This window comes from Desulfonatronum thiodismutans (assembly GCF_000717475.1).
GTDB lineage: Bacteria > Desulfobacterota > Desulfovibrionia > Desulfovibrionales > Desulfonatronaceae > Desulfonatronum > Desulfonatronum thiodismutans.
Map to the genome: position 1 here is coordinate 1 of NZ_JPIK01000017.1, position 24363 is coordinate 24363.

Genomic DNA, 24363 nt, shown 5'->3' on the forward strand with positions numbered 1-24363 from the left:
TTTGGCCGTCTGTCCGACGAATACCAGGCCGGCTGGACCGACTTGGACGTTTTTCTTGTGAACCTCCTTGGATATGCCCATGCTCGTTGCGCTCACCACCTGCTGGATGAACTTTTAAGACCACTGCGTAGATGAGGCATCATATCGAAATATATGGTTTAAGTCAATAAAATTTCTGCAGTGCGACTGTATTAGCTATGCAGTAACTTCACGGATATAGGTTGGAAAACAAGATGGAACTACTGTTATCAGTCTTCAGCTACCGTCTCAAGCAACGAGAACCAGGCCGTGAACCAGAACGTCGCCCCTTCGCCTTCCGTGCTTTGCACCCGGATTTCGCCGCCCATCAATTCCACCAGTTCCTTGCAGATGGCCAGGCCCAGTCCGGTACCGGAATGTCGACCCACGTTCTTTCCACGAACATACGGAGAAAACAGCGCATCGATCTGGTCCGGTGAAATGCCGATCCCCGTATCCTTGACCGTGAAACGCAACAGAGCTCTTGGACCGTCAATCATCTCCAGACTACAAAACAGGTCCACTGTGCCCTGATCCGTAAACTTGATGGCGTTGTCGACAAGGTTCAGCAGAATTTGTCGCAACCTGTCCATGTCTCCCCGGAGAACATTCGGCACATCCTCCGCAACGTTCCATTTCAGGGCAAGGCTCTTTTGACGGGCCAAGGGGGTCATCAGGTTCACCGCCTCCTTCACGACCGAGCAGGGCGAGAAGGATTCATCCTGTAGTTCGATCTTCCCAGCCTCGACCTTCGAAAAGTCGAGCAAGGTATTGAGCAGGTTGAGCATTTTTTCCGAACTCGCGATAATATGCGAGACGCATTCGCGCTGTTCCGCATCAAGAGAGGTGTCCACGAGAAGGCTGGCAAAACCAACGATTCCGTTCAAAGGCGTCCGGACTTCATGGCTGATCTTGGCCAGGAAGTCGCTTTTGGACCGATTGGCTGCTTCCGCGATTTCCTTGGCTTGGGCCAACGCTGCCTCGGCCTGCTTCCGCTGCGTGATGTCCCGCAAAAAGCAGACGATCTTTCCTCCGTTCATGTTCAACAATGTCGCGGAGGCCTCGATGTTATAAACTTTACCGTCACTTCTCCGTTGCCGGACTTCGAACAGCTCGCAACCGTTTGTGATGATGCGCGCCACTCTTTCCGCGATTTCAGACGGAGTTTCGTCACTATCCAGGTCTTTGATGTGCATGCGTAGCAACTCTTCCCTGGTATATCCGGACATATGACAATACGCCTCATTGACGTCGTCGATATGACCTTGGAGGTCGACAATGCAGAACCCGTCTCGTGTCGTATCAAGAATTGCCCGTAAGTAGGATTTTTGATCAAGCACCGCCTTTTCGACCAGCTTGCGTTGAGTGATATCCACGCCGACGGCCCAAGCGGCGTTCCCCGTAAAGCTCAGTTCTCGTGGAAGGTTCGACCATGCGACGCAGTGTTGTGATCCATCCTTGGATGTCAGAATAATTTCCTTGTTATCAAATTGCCCCTTTTTTTCCTCCCAATCACGCACGATCTGCTCACGATACCCTTGGTCCGGATACATCAGGGCAAAAATTTCAGGATTGAGGAGGGCCTCTTCTTGAGAATAACCGGTAATAACTTCGCAGGCCTTATTCCAATAGGTGAACCCAACGTTCGGTTCTGTTGTCCCGGCATTGATCAATACGGGCAGGTTTTCAACCAGCGTGCGAAAGCGTCGTTCACTCTCCACGAGTGCTTTTTCGGCCTTTCTACGTTCCGTAACGTCCTGGGTAACGGCCATGGACCTCAGAAAGACAACGTCTTCATCGTATTCGGACACGCCGGACATCAACACTTCCAGTATCCGCCCATCCTTGGTCACCATCTGGTACGGCAGGTCATACGCCGAGCCGGTTTCGAAAAACCTGGGGATGTTCACTTCCACTGCCCTACATCTGGATTCCTCTGTGAAAAAGTCCACGGAGCGGCGTCCCAGCACTTCTTCCCGGGTGTAGCCGAGTTTTTCGAGCCACATGTTGCTGACGCTGACGATTTCGCCGTTATCATTAATGGAATGGAGCATGGCCGGGGTGTTTTCGTACAAGGAACGGAGACGTTCATTGCTTTTCCGTACCGCCTTCTCGGCCGTCAGTCTGTCGGTAAGGTCGATGTCAATGCGGAACAATTCCGCTGGGGCGCCCTCCTTTTTGACGATCGCGTAGCTGGAATACACGGGGACCAGGGAGCCGTCCTTGCGCATCAGCCACAACTCGGAGGCGGGGATGGGCTCGCCGGTTTGGGCCATATGGTGCATCGCCGTTTCGACCTCTTCCCGTATTTCCGGAGGAATGATCAGGTCCTGGATTTTACGGCCCACGACTTCCTCGTAGGAATAACCATAAATCTGTTCCGAAGCCTGGTTCCAATAAAAAGTCGTGCCGTCCATGCGATACCCCTGGACGGCCACGTTGGGGATGTTGGCGAGAAGGTTACGAAAGCGGGCTTCGCTTTCCGCGAGTTGATCACGGGCAATCATCAGATGGGTGAGGTCATGTACCGTGATGATCACCCCGACCATATTTTTCCCCTCTCTGCATGGGGTGTAGCTACGACTCAAATACCTACGGCCTGAATCCAGAGTTATCCATCCGTCATAAAATGTTATTCTTCCATGCAGAAGAGCGGTATCCACGCGCGGTTTAACTTCAAGATCATAATATGCGTCGCCAAAATTTCTGGAAATGAAAACCTGGTGTAATATTCCGATTATTTTTTGCACCGGAATATTAATAATCTTTTCATAGGCGACATTCGCGACGACGATGATTCCTTCCATATTGACGTATACTTGCGCGTCATTTGAATTCATGACCATCATCTTGTAAATATTTAAAAATTTTTCTAATTTGATACGCTCTGAAATCTCCTGCTGATAGCGATACAGCGTCAACTCAAGTTCGCTGTTTTTCTCACGAACATATTCTTCCAGTTGCTCATTTCCACGAACAAGATCACGATCCATGAGTATTCTATCCGTTACATCCTGGACAAGAATATAAGGTTCTGCATCAGTGCTTTCTCCGGGAAGGAAATCCATGGAAATCACTACAAAACGTTTTTCCGATGATTTTGTGACTATACGGAGAAACTGGCTCCCGATGTTTTCTGATTGCTTCGTGGCATCAATAAACGCTTTGCATGCGGATTGGCCTTCAGGAGAAACATGCTTTAAAAAGCGACTCAAGGTGGGCTTGACGGAAAAAGGCGTGTAGCCAAGAAGCTGATACAGGGAAGCGGACCAGCGAGGCGGTCCGGAGGTGGTTCTCAAGGTCCACACCCCGGTCAGTGAATGTCCGCAATCAACTTGTTTTTCTCCAGTTCTTTCGAGACAGTCACTTCTTCCCTCCGCGTCGAAAACCAAAAAAAGCGTGCTCAAGCATGAATCAAGGACCGCGCAAATCCGCTCTAACAACGCGATGGTCGGTTGCGACTCGCCCCGTTCAACGCGGTTATACTGTCTCAGGCTGATGTCGAGCTTTTGCGCCAGTTCGGCCTGGGTCATGTTTTTTAGCGTCCGCAAATACCGTAACCGATCTCCAATGTGGTGATCCGAATTTGGCCATTGATGCATATGCTTCTCCTTTCCGTTCAACGGCGAGCCCGAACCAGTTCTCCCGTCAAGCCAAGCCTCTACATTCCCGTGTCGACATGCTTCAGCGTTTCCCGCACCTCCTAGAACCGCCTCTCCTTTCCCCGCACGGCGTCCAGATCACCGCGGCCTTCAAGGCCAGCCGGTCTATGGTCAACAAAGAAATCTTCCCTGGCTTGCTCATGGAATGTATTCTTGAAAAGAATCCGGGCTCCCATTACTCGCACCTTTTTGAAACCATTTTTTTAGGAACCCATTGCGCAAACTCCTTGGCGAAACTTATGACCCGAAGCGCAAGGCACTCTGCTACACCTCGCCGTCCTCTTGCCGATCATGGTTCAGCACGTCTCGAACCCGGATGGCCAGGTCGCGAAGCTGATAGGGCTTGTGGATGAATCCGGCCGCACCGTTTTTCAAGACCTCATCAACCAGTCCGACTTCATGGTATCCGCTGGCCACGAGGACCTTCACCTCTGGATCGATGCGCCGCAATTCGCGCAAACAGCGTCGCCCTCCCATGCCGGGCATGCCCAGATCAAGAATGACCAGCCGGACTGTGTTTTTCTTTTCCGCGTAAACTACCAGGGCATCCTCTCCGTTTTTCACCGCGATCACGGCATACCCAAGTGACTCAAGGGACTCCTTGGTCAATTCACGAATGTCCGGCTCGTCGTCCACCACCATAATGGTTTCATCACCTTCCGGAAAAACCGGGGCAACCTGCTCCGGCTCATCCTGAACCGCCTCGCGATCCGGCGCGGCCGACAAGTAGATTTTGAACGTGGTCCCCAGGCCCGGTTCGCTGGAGCATGCGACATGTCCGCCGTGGCCAGAGATGATCTCGAACGTCGTGGCGAGCCCCAGTCCGGAGCCTTTGCCGACACATTTCGTGGTGAAGAATGGGTCAAAAACATGCTCCAGCGTCTCCTTGTCCATTCCGCACCCGGTGTCCGTGATCGTCAGCAAGACATGCGGGCCGGGCTGAACACCAGGGAGGCCGAGGGCATGTGACTCGTCGATCATCACGTTTTGCGTCGCGATGGTCAGCCGACCGCCGTCCGACATGGCGTCCACGGCATTGTTCGCCAGGTTGAGCAGCACCTGCTCCACCTGAACCCGATCGGCGTTGACGGTCCAGATATCCTCAACAAGGCGTACCTCCACACTGATCATCCTGGGGATGACATGTTCCAGCAACGCGACGACGTGAGCGACTTCCTGGTTCATATCCATCCATTCCTTGTGGGTTTCGGCCTTGCGGCTGAACTGCAAGAGTTGCCGGACCAGATAAGCGCCGCGATCAACGGACTTGGCGAGTGTCCGCAGACGGCCGATGTCGGGATGGTCACGGGGAACGCTTGGACGCATAAGTTCAATGGTTCCGCTCATGGTTTGCAGGATATTGTTAAAATTATGGGCCACGCCGCCCGTCAGAATGCCCACGGCCTCCATCTTCTGCGCCTGAAGCAGCTGTACTTGAAGTTTTTCCTGTTCTTGCTCCATTTTTTTTTGTTCCGTAATATCCCTGATGGCGCCTATCATCCTGACCGGCTTGCCCTGATCATCCCCTTCAAAACTTCCCACGTCGTGCACCCAGCGTTCCCTGCCGTCGTCTTGCCGGATAATCTTGTATTCCTGGTCGAAACGCTCACATTTTTTCATGGCTTCGTCGCGCGCACGCATGACCTGATCCCGCCATTGAGGATGAATGGAGGACGGCCAAATTTTCGGAAGATGCTTTTCCTGCTGTGGGGTGCCCAAAAGGGAGTTGAGTACTGTTGAGCTGTTGCAGACAGCTCCGACCAAATCCACGACATAGCTCCCTATCCCGGCGGCTTCCAGACATTCAAGCGGCATTGCCTCGCTCTCTCGTAAGGCTGCCTTGGGCGGGAAGTCATCCTTCTCCTGGCTGGCGGGAGCAGCATGGAGGTTCGTTTCGAAGGCGGTCTGTTTCATAATCCTCCTAAACGCTACATGCCGTGTGGCGTTGTCCTCGCGAAAAAATCATCGCCCGGCCCAATCTGGATGATCGGGCCGGGCGAAAGTATCAACCCTGCTTGAGTTGCTGCACCAGGGTGCGCAGTTCCACGGCCTGGCGGGCCAGTTCGGACACGGCCTGGGCCGATTGGTCCATGACCTCGCTGGTCTCCGTGGAGATCCGGTTGATGTCCTCCATCCCGCGGTTGATCTCTTCGCTGGCCGCGGACTGCTCCTCGGCGGCGGTGGCGATGGAGCGGACTTGGTCCGAGGCCTCCTCCACCAGGGAAACAATCTCCCGCAGAGCCTGACCCGATACAGTGGCCAGCTTGGTGGCATCGCCCACGGCTTCGACGGCCTGTTCCATGCCCCGGAGGCTGTCCTTGGTGCCTTCCTGGATGGCCGAAATGGCGTCGCCCACTTCCTTGGTGGCGTTCATGGTTTTTTCGGCCAGCTTACGCACCTCGTCGGCCACAACGGCGAACCCTCTTCCGGCGTCACCGGCCCGGGCCGCTTCGATGGCCGCGTTCAGAGCCAGCAAGTTGGTCTGGTCCGCGATGTCCTCGATCACGGTCATGATCCGGCCGATCTGCTCGGCCTGCCGCCCGAGCTTGGTCAGATCGTCCTTCATAGCCTCCGTCGTGCTTTCCACCCGATTAATGGCCGCCACCGCCTGAGTGACCACCCTCGAGCCGTCCTGGGCCTTGCCCCGTGCATTTTCCGAGCCTTCAGCCGCGGAGGAAGCATTTTTGGCCACTTCCAGGACCGTGGCGTTCATCTCCTCCATGGCCGTGGCCGTCTCTCCAGTGCGATTCTTCTGCTCCTCCGCGCCCCGGCTGGCCTGCTCCACCTGGGCGGAAAGCTGTTCCGAAGCCGTGGTCATCCGTTCCACGACGCCCTCGATGCTGGCCGCGGCCTGGAGCATGCCGTCGCGCTTGGCTGTTTCGGCCTGGGCTCGTGCTTTCTCGGCCTCCTTGGTGGCGATCTTGGCCTTCTCGGTTTCCTGGCTGGCCAAATCCGACTGGTGCTCGGCCTCCTTCATCTTTTCGATCAGGGACTGAACCATGGTTTGAATGCTCTGGTTCAGTTTGCCGACCTCGTCCTTCTGGTTAATGCCGGACTGGGCCTGCAAGTCGCCCTTGGCCACAATCTCGGCGTAGCGCATCAGGCGGTTTACCGGATTGGTAATGCTCCGGCTGACCAACAGGGCGATGATGATGCCTATGACGAAAAATACGGAAGAGGCTATAACGATGATCCAACGCATCGTATATACCTGCTCAAAGACATCGTTCCTCGTCGCGCCCACGGCAATGGACCAGCCCGTGCCCGGAATAGAGGTGAAACCAAAAAAACGATCAGACCCGAAAAATGGGTACTCGTCAAAACCGGACTCACCCCGGGTCATGCGCTGGAGCATGGCGGAGACCGTCGCGAAATCAGGGTTGGTTCGACCTTCTTCGAGGAAGTTGCGTTGATCCAGCACAAACTGCCTGTTGACGTGCGCGATCAAGACCCCTTTGTCGTCGATGATGTAGGAATATCCTCGTTCGCCGTACTTGACGTGGTCCGTGATATCGCTGAGCACGGTCGCGTCCATTACCGCCATCAGCACGCCAACGACTTGGCCATTTTCTCCCCGGATAGGTGTAGCGATGGACAGAATTGGCTGGTTTGTCACCCGGCTGATAATCACGTTGGAGAACACCGATTGTCCGGCCATGGCTCGCTGGAAATACTCCCGGTCCCTGAGGTCCGCAGTGGTTCCGTCCGGGTAACGAACTTGGCCATCCGGGAAGACGACGCCCATGCGCTGATAGTTCAACCGGGTGGTTTCATTTTCCAGGGCCGGTCGCTGCTGGCTCCAGTCCATGGACCGAATAATATGCCGGTTGGCCACCCCTTCAATGGCCAAAAGATGATAATCCAGCTGGCTTCTGAGTAGTCTCGCTCCATCTTCGGCGATAATGACGATGTTTTCCTCGACTTGACTGAACACGGCACGGGAGGCCCGCTCATAGGCGATAAAGCCGAGCCCTGCGCAAACCAGAATCAGCAGGGCCAAAAAACCACAAGTCAGTTTGATGCCAATGGGGATGTTCTTCATTGTTTCCCTCGTTTCTTTTCGGTTGATTTCGGGTTCTATAAGCCCGTAAGCAAATTCTGTTCGCCTCTGCTCAATAAGTGGTCCAAGTCCAGTAAGATCAGGAGTCTATCCGCCAGCTTGCCCACCCCGCTGATGTACTCGGATTCGATCCCGGCAATGATGGACGGTGGTGGTTCCACTGTGTTTGCCGGGATGCGCAGCACCTCGGACACCGAATCCACCACAAAGCCGACGATGACGGCGTTAATCTCGATGACGATGATCCGGGTGTGCTTGTCGTGCTCCTGGCCGGTCATGCCGAAACGCTTGCGCAGATCAATGATCGGGATGACCTTGCCCCGCAGGTTGATCACCCCTTCCACGAAATCCGGAGCTTTGGGCACCCGGGTGATGCCCATCATCCGGATAATCTCCTGCACCTTGAGGATCTCCACCCCGAACTCCTCGTCTCCGATGTGAAACGTGACCAGTTGCAGCAAGGTGTCGTCCTTGCCCGCCGACTGCTGCTGACCGTGCATTTTTCTCCTCCCGTGCTGGTTCATGCTCTAGGTTATTGGCCACTTGCCCCTGGCTCACGGATCATGACCTTCAGGTTGGAGGCCATGGTCGAGAGGGATTCCGGGGGAACCAAGGGCGCCAAATCTCTTCCGGGTATCATTTGAGTTTATTATAATAACACGAATACTGTCGACGCGTATACGACGCGAAACGGCGTATTTGTGGCGTTTTTTTTGAAGAGAGGCATTAACGCTGAGCGTTGATCAGGAGAGGCTGGACATGAAGATCATGCCATGTCCGCGTTTTTTGTTCCGCGAGAGGAAGGCGGGAGGTGTCGATAGGCGGTGTCTCAAAATGGTGGGCCAGGCGTCTTGCCTGTCCACGGAGGCAGGATGCTGCGCTATTGGTTCTACGCGAGTGATTGGAATGCCGGCATATTGCCGCTGCCCCGCGTTGCCGCGCCCATCCAGGGCGGCCGCGAGAGACGCCCCTACGGAGGATTGACGGGCACAAAAATAACTACCACACTCTTCAGGTTGTTTTTGCTCGCATCCGTAATCTGCATAAAAAGGAGTACGATATGGAAGCAAGAGCCGTTAAAATGGCTAACAGTCTGGCGTTCCTGATACCCAAGCCAATCGTCGCGAAACTCGGACTCATGGAGAACACCTCTGTCGATATTTCACTCAGAGGCGACGAAATTGTGTTCAGGCCCATGCCCAGAAAGTATATTCTGTCCGAACTTCTGGCCGGGATAACACCGGAAAATATGCATGACGAGGTCGGCTGGGGCGAGCCTATGGGGCAGGAGCTGCTCTGGGACGCATCCCAGACCAACCCCCTGAAACCTTCAAGTGTCTATTGAGAGAAAAGGTCCGAGGTATCAATCCCCGGCGGCCTGAACCCGATTACGACCGGATTCCTTGGCTTTATAGAGAGCACCGTCCGCGGCATCCACCAGCTTGCGGGGAGAATCCTCAAACTCGTTGAAGCCGGTGGCGTGGCCCAGGGAGACGGTCACGTGGTCGGCAATGGGGGAGTGTTCGTGAGGCAGTTTGAGGTTGGAGACGGCCTCGCGCATGGCCGAAGCGATCATCTCGGCTCCTTGGACGTCGGTCTCAGGGAGCAGGGCCGCGAACTCCTCGCCGCCGTAGCGGGCGACCAGGTCCGCAGGGCGTTGGGTAACGGAGCGCAACGCCTTGGCCACCTGCTGCAGGCAGATGTCCCCGGCTCCGTGGCCGTAGTTGTCGTTATAGGCTTTGAAATGATCGATATCGATCATCACCACGCTGATGGGCAAAGCGTTCCGGGATGTGCGTTTCCATTCATGCTCCAGGCTTTGGTCGAAACTGCGCCGATTGGCGATTCCGGTCAGCCCGTCCACCATGGCCAAGCGCTCCAGCATTTCCGTACGGGCCTTCAGCTGAACGTGGGTGCGCACCCTGGCCTTGACCACCGGAATGCTGAACGGCTTGGTGATATAGTCCACGGCCCCGAGATTCAACCCCAGGGTCTCGTCCTCGCTGGAGCTTTTGGCCGTGACGAAGATCACGGGGATATTCTTGGTTTCCGGAGCATTTTTGAGCCGTCGGCAGACTTCGTACCCGTCCATCTCCGGCATCATGACGTCCAGCAGGATGATGTCCGGCGGATCGTCGGACGCGGCGATGGCCAGGGCCTTTGGGCCGTTGGCGGCGATGCGCACCCGGTACTCCGTGCGCAGGGCTTCGACCAGCACCTGAATATTAATGGGGACGTCGTCCACGACCAGTACGGATCGGAGTTCCAGGGATTCGGACATGCGTCATGCTCCTTGTTGCGGTTGCGACGACACGGCGGTTCGCATCGCCTGGAGGACGGCGGAGGCGGATTCGTAGTCAAAGTGTTCCAGGCAATGCCGCGCTTCGTCCAACAGGACTTGCTCTTTTCCGGCCAAAGCCTGGCTCAATCGCTTCAGCATGACTTCCTCCACCAAGTCCCCGCTTTCCACCAGGCGGATCATCCGCTCCAGGATTTCCAGGGCAGTCGCGGCGTCCGGTTCGCCTGAATCATCCGTGACACTTGAGATATCCGGCGGATTCGCGGCGGAGAAGGAAGCGATAGGCTGGTCTGGTTCCGTTTCCGGGGCAGGTTGAAGGATCGCGGTGAGCACGAAGGTGCTGCCCTGGCCCGGAACGCTCTCAAAGTCCAGATCGCCGTTCATCATTTCGGCCAGAAGCTTGCTGATGGCCAGCCCCAGCCCGGTGCCGCCGAATTTCCGGGTGGTGGACGCGTCGGCCTGGGTGAAGATGGAGAAAAGTCGTTCTCGCTCTTCAGGTTTGATGCCGATGCCCGTATCTTTCACGGCGAACCGCAACCGAACCTGATGGGCGTCCCGCCCCTCAAGGCTGACATGAAGCTCCACCCCGCCCCGCTCCGTGAACTTCACGGCGTTGCCCAGCAAATTGGCCAAAGCCTGTTCCAGGCGCAACGAGTCGCCCACAAGGCTTCGGGGAACATCCGGTTCAACCTGTAAGGAAAGAGTGAGCCCTTTTTCCTTGATCGACGCCTCAATAAGCGCGGACAATTGATCCAATACCTCGTTCAAGGCGAAAACCCGTTGTTCCAAAACCAGCCGCCCGGCCTCGATCTTGGAATAGTCCAGGATGTCGTTGAGGATATTCAACAGCATCCCGGACGAGCGCAGCACCTTTTGCAGATAGTCGCGTTGCCGCGACTCCAGTTGGGTTTCCAGGCAAAGCTGGGTCAGGCCGATCACCGCGTTCAAGGGGGTACGGATTTCATGGCTCATGTTTGCCAGGAAAGCGCTCTTGGCTTTCGACGCCGTCTCAGCCGTTTCCTTGGCCTGGACCAGGGCCTCTTCGATCCGCTTCCGCTCCGTGACGTCACGGGCAGCCGCATAGATAATTCCCCCCTGAGGCTTGGAGCGCCATTCGATCCAGCGGTACGAGCCGTCTCGGGAGTGAAGACGATTCTCAAAAAAAAGCAAATCCTGTTGCGCGGCCAGGCGGGCCCCGGCAGCCAAGGTCCGGTCCACGTCCTCTGGATGAACGAAGTCCAGGTACGGTCGCCCCTCAAGCTCTGAAAGCGGGTATCCGAGCACCTTTTCCCATTCAGGATTAAGCTGGATAAATCGTCCATGGACATCGGCAATGCAGAGCAGGTCCAGGGAAACGCTGAAAAACCGCTCCAAATCGACGTTTCTTTTTCGCAGGGCCTCATCCGCGGCGGACATGCGCGTCGCGACACAAGTCCGTCGCCGTTGGCTCTCCGCGAGCACGAGCACGGAGGCCACGGCCAACAACGCGAACAGGCCGCCCAAAGCGAAAAGATGCTCCCTCCAGGATACATGAAACGTGATGAACCCGCCGAGAGCAGTCAGCACGGTCCCCAGCAGCAACCATTGCGTCAGATATTGTCGTTTCATGGAGGCGATCCCGTGACCAGCTTGATTGCGAGCATGAGCGCCGCTTTGTTGAGCGCTTGCCTGGAGATGTCGGTGGACGTTCGCAACTGTTCTGTTTCGAAAAAATATCCTGAGCACAGGCACGGGCAAAGTCAATCACGGCCTGAAATGCCGATGGTGAAAGACCGATGGTGAAAGGGTTGACAGCGAAGCCGGACGTCCATAGGCCTCACGCAATCCCAAATCAAAGGACAGTCGCTCCGCCATGCCCTCCTCCAGTGCCTTGTTTACAGCTCTGCATGCCACGCAAGACTTCTTGCGCCGCAACATCCTCGCCGCCGGTCAGGTCTGCGCGGCGCTCTTCAAGATCATGATTCCGGTGATGATCGTGATGAAGGTATGCCAGGAATTGGGGCTGGTGGCCGTGCTCGGCCAGGTCATGGGGCCAGTGATGGAGGTATTCGGGCTGCCCGGCCCCATGGGATTGGTCTGGGCCACGGCGCTTTTGACCAACCTCTACGCCGCGGCCGTGGTCCTGATCACCCTGCTGCCGGAAGCGCCCCTGACCTCGGCCCAGGTCACGGTCCTGGCGACCATGATGCTCATCGCCCACGGCCTGCCCGTGGAGCTAAGCATTGCCAGGCGCTCCGGGGCCCGGGTGCGCACCCAGTTTGTCGTGCGGATCGGAGCGGCCATACTCTGCGGCTGGCTGCTGTATCTGGGCTATGGATGGCTGAATTGGGGAACGACGCCGGTCCAGCCGTCCTGGATTCCGGATTCGCCGCCCACGGGCTGGGCGGCCTGGGTGCTGCGGGAAATCCGCAATCTGGCGGGCATCGCGGTTATCGTGCTGATCATGCTCATGCTTCTGGACGTGCTCAAGCGCCTGGGCGTCACGGACCTGATGATCCGCCTGCTCTCCCCGGTGCTCAAATCCATGGGCATCGGCCGGGAAGCCGGGACCATCACCATCGTCGGCATGACTCTGGGCCTGTCCTACGGCGGCGGGCTGATCATCCACGAAGCCCGCTCCGGACGTATTCCCGCCAAGGACGTCTTCCTGGCTCTAACCTTCATGGGGCTGTGTCACAGCCTGATCGAGGACACCCTGCTGATGCTCCTGCTGGGCGCGGACATCAGCGGCGTGCTCTGGGCCAGAATGGCCTTCTCCCTGGTCTTCCTCTGGATTCTGGCCTGGACCGTGGCCCGCCTCCCGGAGGGGGTGATCAATGCCTTGCTTATCCGCTCCAGGGATTCATGATGACGGCTTGACGTGTGTTGCGACCCTCGGTCCGTTTGCGTTTAACCGCGCACTTAGGTAGATAAAACTGTTTTTCGCGGGAACTCACCTCTAAGGGTCTTCTAGACCCCACTGGATGAACTTCGCGGTGCATTATTTGGTCTATGGCGAACAGCTTTGCCTAGCCGACAACCTTCTACCACCCCATTCCGAAACATGCCCAAACGAACCGATCTTCGCCGCATTCTGCTCATCGGCTCCGGCCCCATCGTCATTGGTCAGGCCTGTGAATTCGATTATTCCGGGACCCAGGCTCTCAAGGCCTTGAAGGAAGAAGGATACGAAGTCATTCTGGTCAATTCCAATCCGGCCACGATCATGACCGATCCGGAACTGGCCGATAAAACCTACATCGAACCCATTGATCCGGAAGTGGTTGCCAAAATCATCGCCCGGGAGCGTCCGGACGCCCTGCTGCCCACCCTGGGCGGTCAGACAGGTCTGAACACGGGGCTGGCTTTGGCCGAATCCGGAGTCCTGGACCAGTACGGCGTGGAACTCATCGGGGCGACGCAGGAGGCCATTCGCAAGGCTGAAAGCCGGGAAGAGTTCCGCCAGGCCATGCAGAACATCGGCCTGAACGTTCCCAAGAGCCTCATCGCCCGGAACATGGATCAGGTCCGCCAAGCGGCCCGGGAGATCAGCTTTCCAATCATCGTCCGCCCGGCCTTCACCCTGGGCGGCACCGGCGGCGGTGTGGCCTACAACCAGGAAGATCTGGAAGCCCTGGCCGAACAGGGATTGACCGCCAGCATCAAGACCGAGGTCATGCTTGAAGAATCCATCCTGGGCTGGAAGGAATTCGAGCTGGAGGTGATGCGGGACAAGAACGACAACTCCGTGATCATCTGCTCCATCGAGAACCTGGACCCCATGGGCGTACATACCGGTGACTCCATCACCGTGGCCCCGGCCCAGACCCTGACCGACGCCGAGTACCAGACCATGCGCAACGCATCCCTGGCCATCATGCGCGAGATCGGCGTGGAGACCGGCGGCTCCAATGTCCAGTTCGCGGTCAATCCGAAAAACGGCGACCTGGTGGTCATCGAAATGAACCCCCGGGTATCCCGCTCCTCGGCCCTGGCCTCCAAGGCCACCGGCTTCCCTATTGCCAAGATCGCGGCAAAGCTGGCCGTAGGCTACACCCTTGACGAACTGCCCAACGACATCACCCGGGAAACCATGGCCTCCTTCGAGCCAGCCATAGACTACTGCGTGATCAAGATCCCCCGCTTCACTTTCGAGAAATTCCCAGGCTCCCAGGACTACCTGACAACGTCCATGAAGAGCGTGGGCGAGACCATGGCCATCGGTCGAACCTTCAAGGAGGCCTTGCAAAAAGGCATGCGCTCCCTGGAAGTCGGGGTCACGGGACTCAGTTCGGACCTTTCCCAGTCCGTCCCGGACCACGAAACCATTCTCAGCGGGCTGCGCCTGCCCCACTCCAAGCGACTGTTCGTCCTGCGTCAGGCCCTGGTGGCCGGAATCGGCGAAGCCGAAATCGTGGAGGCCACGGGCATTGATCCCTGGTTCATCCGCCAGATCGCGGAGATCGTCGTCTTTGAGAACGAATTGAAGCAGTTTGCCCTGGCCGAGAACCTCTCCGCCGCCAACCCGAACATGGCGGACATCCTGCGCCGGGCCAAGGAGATGGGCTTTTCCGACGCCCAACTGGCCGCGGCCTGGAAGCGGGCCGAAACGGACATCCGCAAGCTGCGCCAGGAACTGGACGTCCTGCCCACCTACAAGCTGGTTGACACCTGCGCCGCGGAATTCGAGGCCTACACGCCCTACTATTATTCCACCTACGAGCAGGAGAGTGAGACCCGGGCGAGTACCCAAGACAAGAATAGTCGCAAGGTTGTCATCCTGGGCGGCGGCCCGAACCGCATCGGCCAGGGCATCGAGTTCGACTACTGCTGCGTCCACGCCTCCTACGCCCTGCGGGAAATGGGCGTGGAGTCGATCATGGTCAATTCCAACCCCGAAACCGTGAGCACGGACTACGACACCTCGGACCGGCTCTATTTCGAGCCCCTGACCTTCGAGGACGTGCTGAACATCGTGGAAACCGAAAAGCCCGAGGGGGTAATCGTTCAGTTCGGCGGTCAGACGCCGCTGAACCTGGCCGTGCCCCTGATGCGCGCCGGAGTGCCCATCCTGGGCACCAGCCCGGACAGCATTGACCGGGCCGAGGACCGGGAACGCTTCCAGGCCCTGCTCCAGAAGTTGAACCTGCGCCAGCCGGACAACGGTACGGCAATGACCCCGGACGAGGCCATCGTCATCGCCGGACGGATCGGCTACCCGGTGGTGGTCCGGCCTTCCTACGTCCTCGGTGGACGGGCCATGGAGATCGTCTTTGACGAGGCCCAGTTGCGCTCTTACTTCACCGAGGCGGCCCAGGTCTGCCCCGGTCACCCCATTCTCATCGACAAGTTCCTGCAGCACGCCATCGAAGTGGACGTGGACGCTCTCAGCGACGGCCAGGATACGCTGGTGGCCGGGATCATGGAGCACATTGAGGAAGCCGGAATCCACTCCGGCGACTCAGCCTGCGTCCTGCCTCCGCACACGCTGCCCGAGACAATCATCGCCGAAATCCGCCGCCAGACCGAAGCCCTGGCCCGGGAACTGGGCGTGATCGGACTGATGAACATTCAGTACGCGGTCCAGGACGGGACGATCTACATTCTGGAGGTCAACCCCCGGGCTTCGCGCACCGCGCCCTTCGTGAGCAAAGCCACCGGCCTGCCCCTGGCCAAGCTGGCCACCCGGATCATGCTCGGGCAAAAACTGAAGGATCTGGGCATCCCGGACCAGGTTCCGCTGAAGTACATCTCGGTCAAGGAATCCGTCTTTCCGTTCCGACGCTTCCCCGGTGTGGACGTGCTCCTGGGACCGGAAATGCGCTCCACTGGAGAGGTCATGGGCATTGACGAGAGCTTCGGCCTAGCCTTCATGAAGAGCCAACTCGCCGCGGGCCAACGCTTGCCCGAATCCGGGACGGTGTTCATCTCCGTGAACGACGCGGACAAGCAGGACGTCCTGCCCGTGGCCAAAATATTCCAGGAACTTGGCTTCCGGATTCTGGCCACCAAGGGCACCGCAGGCCTGCTTCAGCAACACGGCCTCAGCGCGGAGCAAGTCTTCAAAGTCCACGAGGGCCGTCCCCACGTGGTGGACCATATCAAAAACAAGGCCATCGACTTGGTGATCAACACCTCCTCCGGGAAAAAAACCGTGCACGACTCCTCCTCCATCCGGCAAACCACCCTGCTCTACGGCATCCCCTACACCACCACCCTGGCCGGCGCCAAAGCCATGGCCCAGGCCCTCCAGGAACTCAAAGGCCGGGGCATGGAAGTGAAGAGTTTGCAGGAGTATCATCAAGGTTGAACTTTGAGCTAAAAATTCTTATTTTTACTTAAACACGTTACGCAATGCTCAGGGCTCTTCATGCGGTTTGAGTTTGATTCCTCCAAAAGCAATGCAAACCTGCTCAAGCATGGGATAAGCTTTCCAGATGCAACAGCTCTTTGGATGGATGAAAAACGTCTCATTGTTCCCGCCAAAATGGTTCAAGAAACTCGTTATGCCATTATCGCGGAATGGAATGGCAAAATTTGGACGGGAATTTTCACCATGAGGTCTGATGCGATTCGGATTATCTCCGTAAGGAGGGCGCGCCAAAATGAACGAGAACACTATTCTAAAAGCTGAAGAATTTGATCGACGTTTCGATGTTGGAGAAGATATTTCCGATTTTCTCGACTTCTCTCAAGCAACAAGGCCCGGTTTGGAAAAACAGACCGTTTCCTTTTCCTTTCCGAGTTGGATGATCTCGTCCATGACTGATCAAGCAAAAATACTCGGCGTCTCCACGGAAGCCATGGTGACCATGTGGATTTCCGAGAAATTGCCGAAAACGCAACGACACACTTTTCAGGAACACGCTCAATGAAACGAGAATACTGCGGACTCGTCGGCATTTCCGGGCATCCGGAAGCGGCCAGGATGGCCTATTTCGGGCTGTACGCCCTGCAGCATCGCGGCCAGGAAAGCGCGGGCATCGTGACCTGGGATGGAACCAAAATCCGGGAGCAGCGAGGCATGGGCCTGGTGGCCGACGTGTTCAACGAGCGCCATCTGGGCAAGGAACTCAAGGGCTCCACAGCGGTGGGACACATCCGCTACTCCACCACCGGAGCCTCCCTGCTGCGCAACGCCCAACCTTTCATGGTCCGCTTCGGGGAATACCGTCTGGCCATCGGGCACAACGGGAACCTCGTCAACGCCCAGGCCTTGCGCCAGGAACTGGAAGAGCAAGGGTCCATCTTTCAGACCACCATGGACAGCGAGGTCATCGTTCACCTGATTGCCCGCAACCTGAACGGCAAAAGCCTGGAGGAAGCCATCGCCCTGGCCTGCTCCCGTATCCAAGGGGCCTATTCGCTGATCATCCTGGCCAACAACAAGCTCATCGCCCTGCGCGACCCTCTGGGCTTTCGCCCCCTGGCCCTGGGCCGGATGGGCGACGCCTACGCGGTGGCCTCGGAAACCTGCGCCTTCGACCTGCTGGAGGCGGAATACCTGCGTTGCATCGAGCCTGGGGAGATGGTGATCATTGAGGATCGTTGTCTCAGCTCACGACGCTTCGCCGAGGCCGTGCCTTCCAAGTCCTGCATCTTCGAACTGGTCTATTTCGCGCGACCGGACTCCCTGGTTTTCGGACGGGAGGTTTACGCGGCCCGCAAGCGGATGGGGGAACTTCTGGCCCAGGAAGCTCCGGTGGACGCGGATTTCATCATGCCCTTCCCGGACTCCGGGATGTACGCCGCGGTGGGCTATGCCCAGGCCTCGGGCATGCCCTTCGAACTGGGCATGATCCGCAACCACTACATTGGGCGGACCTTCATCCAGCCCTCCCAGGACATGCGGGACTTCGGCGTGCGCGTCAAACTCAATCCGGTCCGCTCGCTGATCAAGGGTAAGCGATTGATAATCATCGAGGACTCCATCGTCCGCGGCACGACCATCCGCACCAGGGTCAAGAAACTGCGAGAGATGGGAGCCCGGGAGATCCACATGCGGGTCAGCTGCCCGCCCATCCGGCACCCTTGTTATTTCGGCATCGACTTTTCCTCCAAGGGGGAGCTGATCGCCTCCAACCATCCGGTTCCGGACATCGCCCGCTACATCGGCCTGGACAGCCTGCACTACCTGAGCATCGAGGGGCTGCTGAACTCCGTCGGCAAGGACATGGGCTACTGCCTAGCCTGCTTTGACGGACGGTATCCCGTGGACGTGGACCCCGCCTGCTCCAAGATGTGCCTGGAGGACAAGTGTTGCGGATAGTCCACGAGATACTGCACGGAGGACGGCGATGACTCAGATTCCGCCCCAGACTCCATATCAAGCCCTATCTCAACCCTCATCCCAAGAAGCATCGGACCGCGACTGGCTGGCCCTGGGCCGCGAAGTCCTGGACGTGGAGATTGCCGGTCTGGTCGCCGTGCGCGACGACCTGGGCCGGGGCTTTCTGGACGCCCTGGAGACCCTGGCCGAATGCTCCGGGCGAGTCGTGGTCATCGGCCTGGGCAAGTCCGGTCTGGTGGGCCGCAAGATCGCGGCCACCCTGAGCAGTACCGGCACTCCGGCCTTTTTTCTGCACCCCGTGGAAGGCGCCCACGGCGACCTGGGCATGATTCGTCCCGAAGACGTGGCTCTGGCCATTTCCAACAGTGGCGAAACCGACGAGCTGAACGTCATTCTGCCCACCTTGCGCTCTCTTGGGGTGCGCGTCGTAGCCCTGACCAAGAACGAGCGCTCTTCCCTGGCCGGGCTGAGCGACATCGTGGTCAAGGTCGTCGTGCCCAAGGAAGCCTGCCCCCTGGGCCTGGCCCCCACGGCCAGCACCACCGCGGCCCTGGCCGTGGGCGATGCCTTGGCCGTCTGTCTGATCCACTGGAAACGCTTCGACGCCTGCGCTTTTCGGCGTTGCCACCCGGGCGGCACCCTGGGGCAACGATTGCGGCTGCTGATCCAGGATGTCATGCACCGGGAAAACCTTCCGATAGTCCGCTCAGGAGTAGCCCTGGCCCAAACCCTGACCGTGCTGAACTCCGGTGGCCTGGGCACCGTGGCCGTGGTGGACGATCAAGGCCGCCTCTCGGGCATTCTCACGGACGGCGACGTTCGACGCATGGTCTGTCAGGAACGACTGGACCCTACGGCTTCGGTGGATTCGGTGATGACCAAATCTCCACGCAGCGTCTATCCGGACCAGACAGCGGCACTGGCCTTGGACGTCATGGAATCCGCGGCCATTACCGTCCTCCCCGTGGTGGACGCCGAAGGCCTCCTCCAAGGTATGGTCCATCTGCACGACTTGCTTGGCAAGGGGGGCGTCAAGTTCGCCGGATAATTCGTCCGATAATTCGCCCGAGAATTCTTCGGGCGCGACAATACTTGCATATGTTCAAAAAGTTTCAATGACTACGCAGGCCGCGCCAGTCGATATATGTGCACAGTGCGCCGGACAATTTCCGACCTGCTGCCGCATCGTTCCCGGAAGGGAGGCCTCCTGCATCCCCATCAGCCCGGAAGAACGCTTGCGGCTGGAGTCTCACGCCTCGAAACCTGGTATTCCGGCATGCGTCGAGGAGCCCAATTCCGAAGGCTTTTTGCGGGCCGTGCATAAACTGTTTCCTGGTCGCCGCGAAATTATCCAGAAGCTCTTTCCATCCCGAGGCACCCACTTTCGTTTGTCTGTAACCGTTGATGGGAGTTGTATTTTCCTCGACAAAAACGGCTGTGTTTTGACCGTGGAGCACCGCCCCTATTATTGCCGACTCTACCCTTTCTGGTTTATTCATTCCCAATTGTTCACGTTGACCTCGCCGGAATGCTTGGCCGTGAACACCTGTTCGACAACCTCGGGGCTGCTCGCCCTGTTCAAGACCGATACATCCGCCCTGCGCACCCTGCACGATTCCTTGCTGACCGCCTGGGGGCTTTTCGCGGATGAGGCGAGACGGAAATAATGCGCAAACTGCTGATCATTGGCCTTACTCTGATGCTTTTTCTGACCCTGGCAGGGGTCGGAGGCCTCGTCGGACTCTATGTCTGGGCCTCGCGGGACCTGCCCAGCTTCAAAAAAATCACCGACTACAACCCGCCTTTGGTGACCACGGTCCTGGCTCGGGACGGCGAGGAAGTCCTGGGATATTTTTTCAATGAACGTCGTTTCCTGGTGGAGTCCACGGACTTGCCGCCCCACGTCATCCAGAGCTTCCTGGCCGCCGAGGACAGCAATTTCTATCACCATGAGGGCATTGACATTTCCGGAATCCTGCGCTCCCTGATTCGCAACATCCAGGCCAGGGGCATTGTCCAAGGCGGAAGCACCATCACCCAGCAGGTGATCAAGTCCCTGTTGCTCACCCCGGAACGCAGCTATGAGCGCAAGCTCAAGGAAGCAATTCTGGCCTACCGGTTGGAGCGCTACCTGACCAAGGATGAAATCCTGACCATCTATCTAAACCAGATATTTTTCGGAGCCGGGGCCTACGGCATCGAAGCCGCGGCCAGGACCTACTTCAACAAACACGCCCATGAGCTGGATTTGGCAGAGGTAGCCCTGCTGGCCGGTCTGCCCAAGGCGCCTTCCTTGAACAATCCGTTACGCAACGCCGCCGGGGCCAGATCCAGGCAAGTCTATGTGTTGGATCGCCTGCTAGCCCTGGGATGGATTTCTCCGGACGATTACTCGACTGCCCTGGAACAACAATTGGTCTTTGACAGCGGAAGCGATCCTTCCTGGCGGCGCGGTGCTTGGTATCTGGAGGAAGTCCGTCGGGATCTGATCGCCAAGTACGGAGAGGAAAAGGTCTACACCGGAGGACTGAAAGTCAGGACCGCGGTGGACCTACGCCATCAGATCGCGGCGGAACAGGCCATGCGCTCCGAGCTGACCGCTCTGGGCAAGCGCCAAGGCTGGCGCGGTCCTATCGAACGCCTGACCGGCGCGGCGGCGGATGTTTTTTTACAGGATCAGCATGTGAACTTGGACGCGTTGCTGAACGGAGATTGGATTCGGGTCCTGGCCACGGACGTGCGCACCGATGGCGCGTATGTCCGCTTTGGTCCGTATCATGGATGGCTGGACGTCGCGACCATGGGCTGGGCACGAACTCCAAACCCGGCCCGAGCTCCGGAAGATGTTCCGCCGATCCGGGACGCTCAACGCGTCTTGGAGGTCGGCGATGTTGTGTGGGCCTCGCTGCTTCCCATGGAGAACGAAAGCCTGGACGAACTGGACCTGGAGTTGGAAGCGGAGAGCGCCGAGCAGGCCGATAGTATCGCCCAGACCTTACTGGGCAGAAGGTGGGAACTGGCCCTGGAGCAGGAGCCCACCGTGGAAGGCGCCCTGGCCTCCATTGATCCCTTGACCGGCGACGTTCTGGCCTTGGTCGGCGGTTACAGCTTTCAGCGCAGCCATTTCAACCGGGCCACCCAGGCCGTGCGCCAGCCCGGCTCCACGTTCAAGCCCATCGTCTACTCCGCGGCCCTGGACCACGGCTACACGGCGGCATCCATCGTCATGGACGCGCCCATCGTCTTTACCGACGCCGCTACCAGCGACACTTGGAAACCGGAAAACTTTGAAGGCCGATTTTACGGCCCGACCATGCTCCGGACCGCTCTGGTCAAATCCAGAAACCTGGTCACCATCCGGGTGGCCCAGTCCGTGGGCATCACCAACATCATCCAGCGGGCGCGGGAACTCGGCCTGCAGGGCGACTTCAGTCCCGATCTCTCCGTCAGTCTCGGTTCCATCCCGGTCAATCTGGTCGATATGTGCCAAGCCTTCTCCGCCTTTGCCCGGGACGGCTCCACAGTCGAGCCTCGAACCATTATCTCCGTGCATACGGCCTGGGGTCAGCCGCTGTTGGAAAATGAAGTCCACGCCTCTCCAGCAATATCCGCCCAAAACGCGTACATTATCACCAACATGTTGGAGGAGGCGGTACGCGACGGCACCGGACGTCGGGCCCGCGCCCTGGGACGCCCGGTGGCCGGAAAGACCGGCACGACCAACAACCACCACGACGCTTGGTTCATCGGCTACACCCCGTATCTGCTGACCGGGGTATACGTTGGTTTTGACCAACTCGCCCCCCTGGGCCGCCTGGAAACCGGTTCGCGGGCCGCGCTACCGGCTTGGCTGGCCTACCGGCAAGAGGTGGAAAGCATGTATCCCACGCAAAATTTCTCCCCTCCCCCCGGGCTGATCATGGCTCGGGTCGACGCTGAAAGTGGTCTGTTGGCCGGACCGGCCTGGGTAGGGCCAACCTACCTGCTGCCCTTTGTTGCCGGAACCCAGCCCCAGCAGGTTGCCAGCTCGCGAACGAACGACGGAGCAGGGCGACCGAGTTCGGAAGAAGACTTGCTGCGGCAAATATTTTAGCACATAATCCATTGTCATTACTTTTTTTTTTGTGGCTTGATGCCGATCCGTCACCAATCCATCAAGGAGCACCATCCATGAGCATAGAAATCGCCAAGTCCTTCATCAAGGCAACAACGGAAGTCTTGTCCACCATGGCCATGATCACCCCCGTGGCGGGCAAACCGTACGTCAAGAAGGACATCATGGCTAAAGGCGATGTTACCGGAGTGATCGGCCTGACCGGAGACAAAACAGGGACCATATCCGTTACCTTCACCCAAAAATGTGCGCTTGCGGTGGTCAAAAACATGTTGGGAGACGACATCCAGGACGTCATCCAGGACACCAAGGACGCCGTAGGTGAAATCACGAACATGGTTTCCGGCAAGTCCCGTCAACTTCTGGCCGAGACCGGATTGACCATCCAATCGGCCACGCCCACGGTGATCATGGGCAAAGGCCACACCATTCACCACATCTCCTCCGAGCCGATCATGGCCATCCCGTTCACCACGGATCATGGTGAGTTCACTGTTGAGTTTTGTTTTCAATGATACGAACCTCTCTTCTCGCCGGAGCGGAACCGATCTTTCTTGCTCCAGGTCCCAAGGTCATCCCAGCATATTGCGGATGCCTCAACCTCAGACTCCGCATCGTCTGAAAACATTTTTCCAGGATGACGTATCATGCGACTGCTCCGTATTTCTTTCTTTTTTTTCCTTTTCCTGATTCTGGCCACGTCGGTCCACGCCCGCCTGGAGATCAGCCCTCCCTCCGAACTGACGGCCCGCAACTATTTTCTCATGGACGCCCGCAGCGGCGCGACCCTGGCGGAAAAAGACGCCGATCAGCGCGTGGAGCCGGCCAGCCTGACCAAGATCATGACCGCCTACCTGGTCTTTCGCGAGCTGCAAGCCGGGAAGCTGACCCTGGACGAGGAAGTTCCGGTCAGCGAACAAGCTTGGCGCACCGGAATGACCGGAGCGTCCCGGATGTACATCGACGTGGGCAGCCACGTCACCGTGGAGGACCTGATCCGGGGGATGATCGTCCAGTCCGGCAACGACGCCTGTGTGGCCCTGGCCGAACGGATCGCCGGAACCGAAGCGGCCTTCGTGGACTTGATGAACGCCCAGGCCCTGGCCCTGGGCATGAACGACACCCGGTTCCAGAACAGCCACGGTCTACCCAGCGAACAGACGCAGTACACCTCGGCCCGGGACATCGTCACCCTGGCCAGAAAGCTGATCATCAACTTCCCGGAATATTACGGCTACTACTCGGAACGCAGCTTCACCTACAACGACATCACCCAGCACAACCGCAACCTGCTTCTCGGCCGGGACCCCTCGGTGGACGGCGTGAAAACCGGCTGGACCTCAGCAGCGGGATACAATCTGGTGACTTCGGCCAAGCGCGACGACATGCGGTTGGTAGCCGTGGTCATGGGCATCGAGGCTTCCAGCTCCCGAGAAGGAGGCTTGGCACGGGCGGATCAATCGCAAGCCTTGCTGAACTGGGGGTTTCGACAGTTTGAAACCGCGACTATCCAACAACCCGGAGAAATTCTCGTTGAGCCTCGACTATGGTTCGGAGCTGAGACCCGCCTGCCCGTGGGCGTCGAAACAACGTTTTATGCCTCCATACCCAGAGGCAGCCGGGAAAACCTTCGCCTGGAGTTAGCTCTTCAGGAATTAATCGAAGCTCCGGTGGAAATCGGTCACCCCGTGGGCGAGCTGCGAGTTTATCTCCAAGGCGACCTGATCGCCGAGCACCCCCTGGTGGCGTTGCGCACCGTAAACAAGGGCGGCATCTTCCGCTATCTTCTGGACACGATTCTGCGCTGGTTTCAGTAAAGGCTCCGGATTCCGGGGTAGGGAGCCAACCCCATTTAGCCGAACTCCCCCTTCCGTCGGTGCCGCTCAGCGGTTGATATTCACCTTTTCCGCGCCAGTAGCATTCCATGTCGCCTTCTCCCGA

The 24363-nt window shown here is 58.0% G+C and carries 17 protein-coding genes; 11 read left to right on the forward strand and 6 right to left on the reverse strand.

Annotated features, from left to right (window positions below; genetic code table 11):
• Positions 1-248: 248 nt before the first annotated feature.
• The 4 genes from GY33_RS0112435 to GY33_RS0112460 form a co-directional block, all read right to left on the reverse strand.
• Complete coding sequence (locus tag GY33_RS0112435; protein ID WP_084185147.1) at positions 249-3620, reverse strand: PAS domain S-box protein; 3372 nt, start codon at positions 3618-3620, stop codon at positions 249-251.
• A gap of 324 nt (positions 3621-3944) precedes the next feature.
• A complete protein-coding gene (locus tag GY33_RS0112450; RefSeq protein ID WP_051822594.1) occupies positions 3945-5594 on the reverse strand; it encodes a PAS domain-containing hybrid sensor histidine kinase/response regulator in 1650 nt (549 codons plus the stop codon).
• Between the two features lie 91 nt (positions 5595-5685).
• Positions 5686-7722 (reverse strand): methyl-accepting chemotaxis protein, encoded by a 2037-nt coding sequence (locus tag GY33_RS0112455; protein WP_031387644.1) that lies wholly within the window; start codon positions 7720-7722, stop codon positions 5686-5688.
• 35 nt (positions 7723-7757) lie between these two features.
• Complete coding sequence (locus tag GY33_RS0112460; protein WP_031387645.1) at positions 7758-8240, reverse strand: chemotaxis protein CheW; 483 nt, start codon at positions 8238-8240, stop codon at positions 7758-7760.
• Between the two features lie 560 nt (positions 8241-8800).
• Between GY33_RS0112460 and GY33_RS0112465 the strand changes: the two genes are divergently transcribed.
• Positions 8801-9085: an AbrB/MazE/SpoVT family DNA-binding domain-containing protein gene (locus GY33_RS0112465; RefSeq protein ID WP_051822595.1), complete on the forward strand. Its 285-nt coding sequence runs from the start codon at positions 8801-8803 to the stop codon at positions 9083-9085.
• 18 nt (positions 9086-9103) lie between these two features.
• Here the strand turns inward: GY33_RS0112465 and GY33_RS0112470 are convergent, their stop codons facing one another.
• Both GY33_RS0112470 and GY33_RS0112475 read right to left on the reverse strand, forming a co-directional pair.
• Positions 9104-10021, reverse strand: a complete 918-nt coding sequence (locus GY33_RS0112470; protein ID WP_031387647.1) for a diguanylate cyclase domain-containing protein — start codon at positions 10019-10021, stop codon at positions 9104-9106.
• A 3-nt stretch (positions 10022-10024) separates the two neighbouring features.
• Complete coding sequence (locus GY33_RS0112475) at positions 10025-11647, reverse strand: PAS domain-containing hybrid sensor histidine kinase/response regulator (protein WP_051822596.1); 1623 nt, start codon at positions 11645-11647, stop codon at positions 10025-10027.
• Positions 11648-11891: 244 nt separating this feature from the next.
• Here GY33_RS0112475 and GY33_RS0112480 point away from each other — a divergent pair, with 244 nt between their 5' ends.
• The 10 genes from GY33_RS0112480 (at position 11892) to GY33_RS0112530 (ending at position 24239) form a co-directional block, all read left to right on the forward strand.
• Positions 11892-12887, forward strand: coding sequence for a nucleoside recognition domain-containing protein (locus tag GY33_RS0112480; protein ID WP_051822597.1), 996 nt, complete (start codon positions 11892-11894; stop codon positions 12885-12887).
• Positions 12888-13082: 195 nt separating this feature from the next.
• On the forward strand, positions 13083-16328 hold the full coding sequence (carB, locus tag GY33_RS0112485) for a carbamoyl-phosphate synthase large subunit (RefSeq protein WP_031387650.1): 3246 nt from the start codon (positions 13083-13085) through the stop codon (positions 16326-16328).
• 60 nt (positions 16329-16388) lie between these two features.
• Positions 16389-16652, forward strand: a complete 264-nt coding sequence (locus GY33_RS20575) for a BrnT family toxin (protein WP_084185148.1) — start codon at positions 16389-16391, stop codon at positions 16650-16652.
• Entirely contained in the window at positions 16624-16893 is a 270-nt protein-coding gene (brnA, locus tag GY33_RS0112495) for a type II toxin-antitoxin system BrnA family antitoxin (protein WP_035272126.1), read from the forward strand. The genes GY33_RS20575 and brnA overlap by 29 nt, the downstream gene beginning before the upstream one ends.
• A complete protein-coding gene (gene purF, locus GY33_RS0112500) occupies positions 16890-18287 on the forward strand; it encodes an amidophosphoribosyltransferase (protein WP_031387652.1) in 1398 nt (465 codons plus the stop codon). Before brnA ends, purF begins: the two co-directional genes overlap by 4 nt.
• A gap of 28 nt (positions 18288-18315) precedes the next feature.
• Positions 18316-19356 (forward strand): KpsF/GutQ family sugar-phosphate isomerase, encoded by a 1041-nt coding sequence (locus GY33_RS0112505; protein WP_084185149.1) that lies wholly within the window; start codon positions 18316-18318, stop codon positions 19354-19356.
• 67 nt (positions 19357-19423) lie between these two features.
• Positions 19424-19975 carry a YkgJ family cysteine cluster protein gene (locus tag GY33_RS0112510; RefSeq protein ID WP_031387654.1) on the forward strand — a complete coding sequence of 184 codons (552 nt, stop codon included), beginning with the start codon at positions 19424-19426 and terminating at the stop codon, positions 19973-19975.
• Entirely contained in the window at positions 19975-22401 is a 2427-nt protein-coding gene (locus GY33_RS0112515; protein ID WP_031387655.1) for a penicillin-binding protein 1A, read from the forward strand. Before GY33_RS0112510 ends, GY33_RS0112515 begins: the two co-directional genes overlap by 1 nt.
• Positions 22402-22478: 77 nt before the next feature.
• Positions 22479-22937, forward strand: coding sequence for a chemotaxis protein CheX (locus GY33_RS0112520; RefSeq protein WP_031387656.1), 459 nt, complete (start codon positions 22479-22481; stop codon positions 22935-22937).
• A gap of 132 nt (positions 22938-23069) precedes the next feature.
• Positions 23070-24239, forward strand: a complete 1170-nt coding sequence (locus tag GY33_RS0112530; RefSeq protein WP_031387657.1) for a D-alanyl-D-alanine carboxypeptidase family protein — start codon at positions 23070-23072, stop codon at positions 24237-24239.
• The last annotated feature ends 124 nt before the right edge of the window (positions 24240-24363 follow it).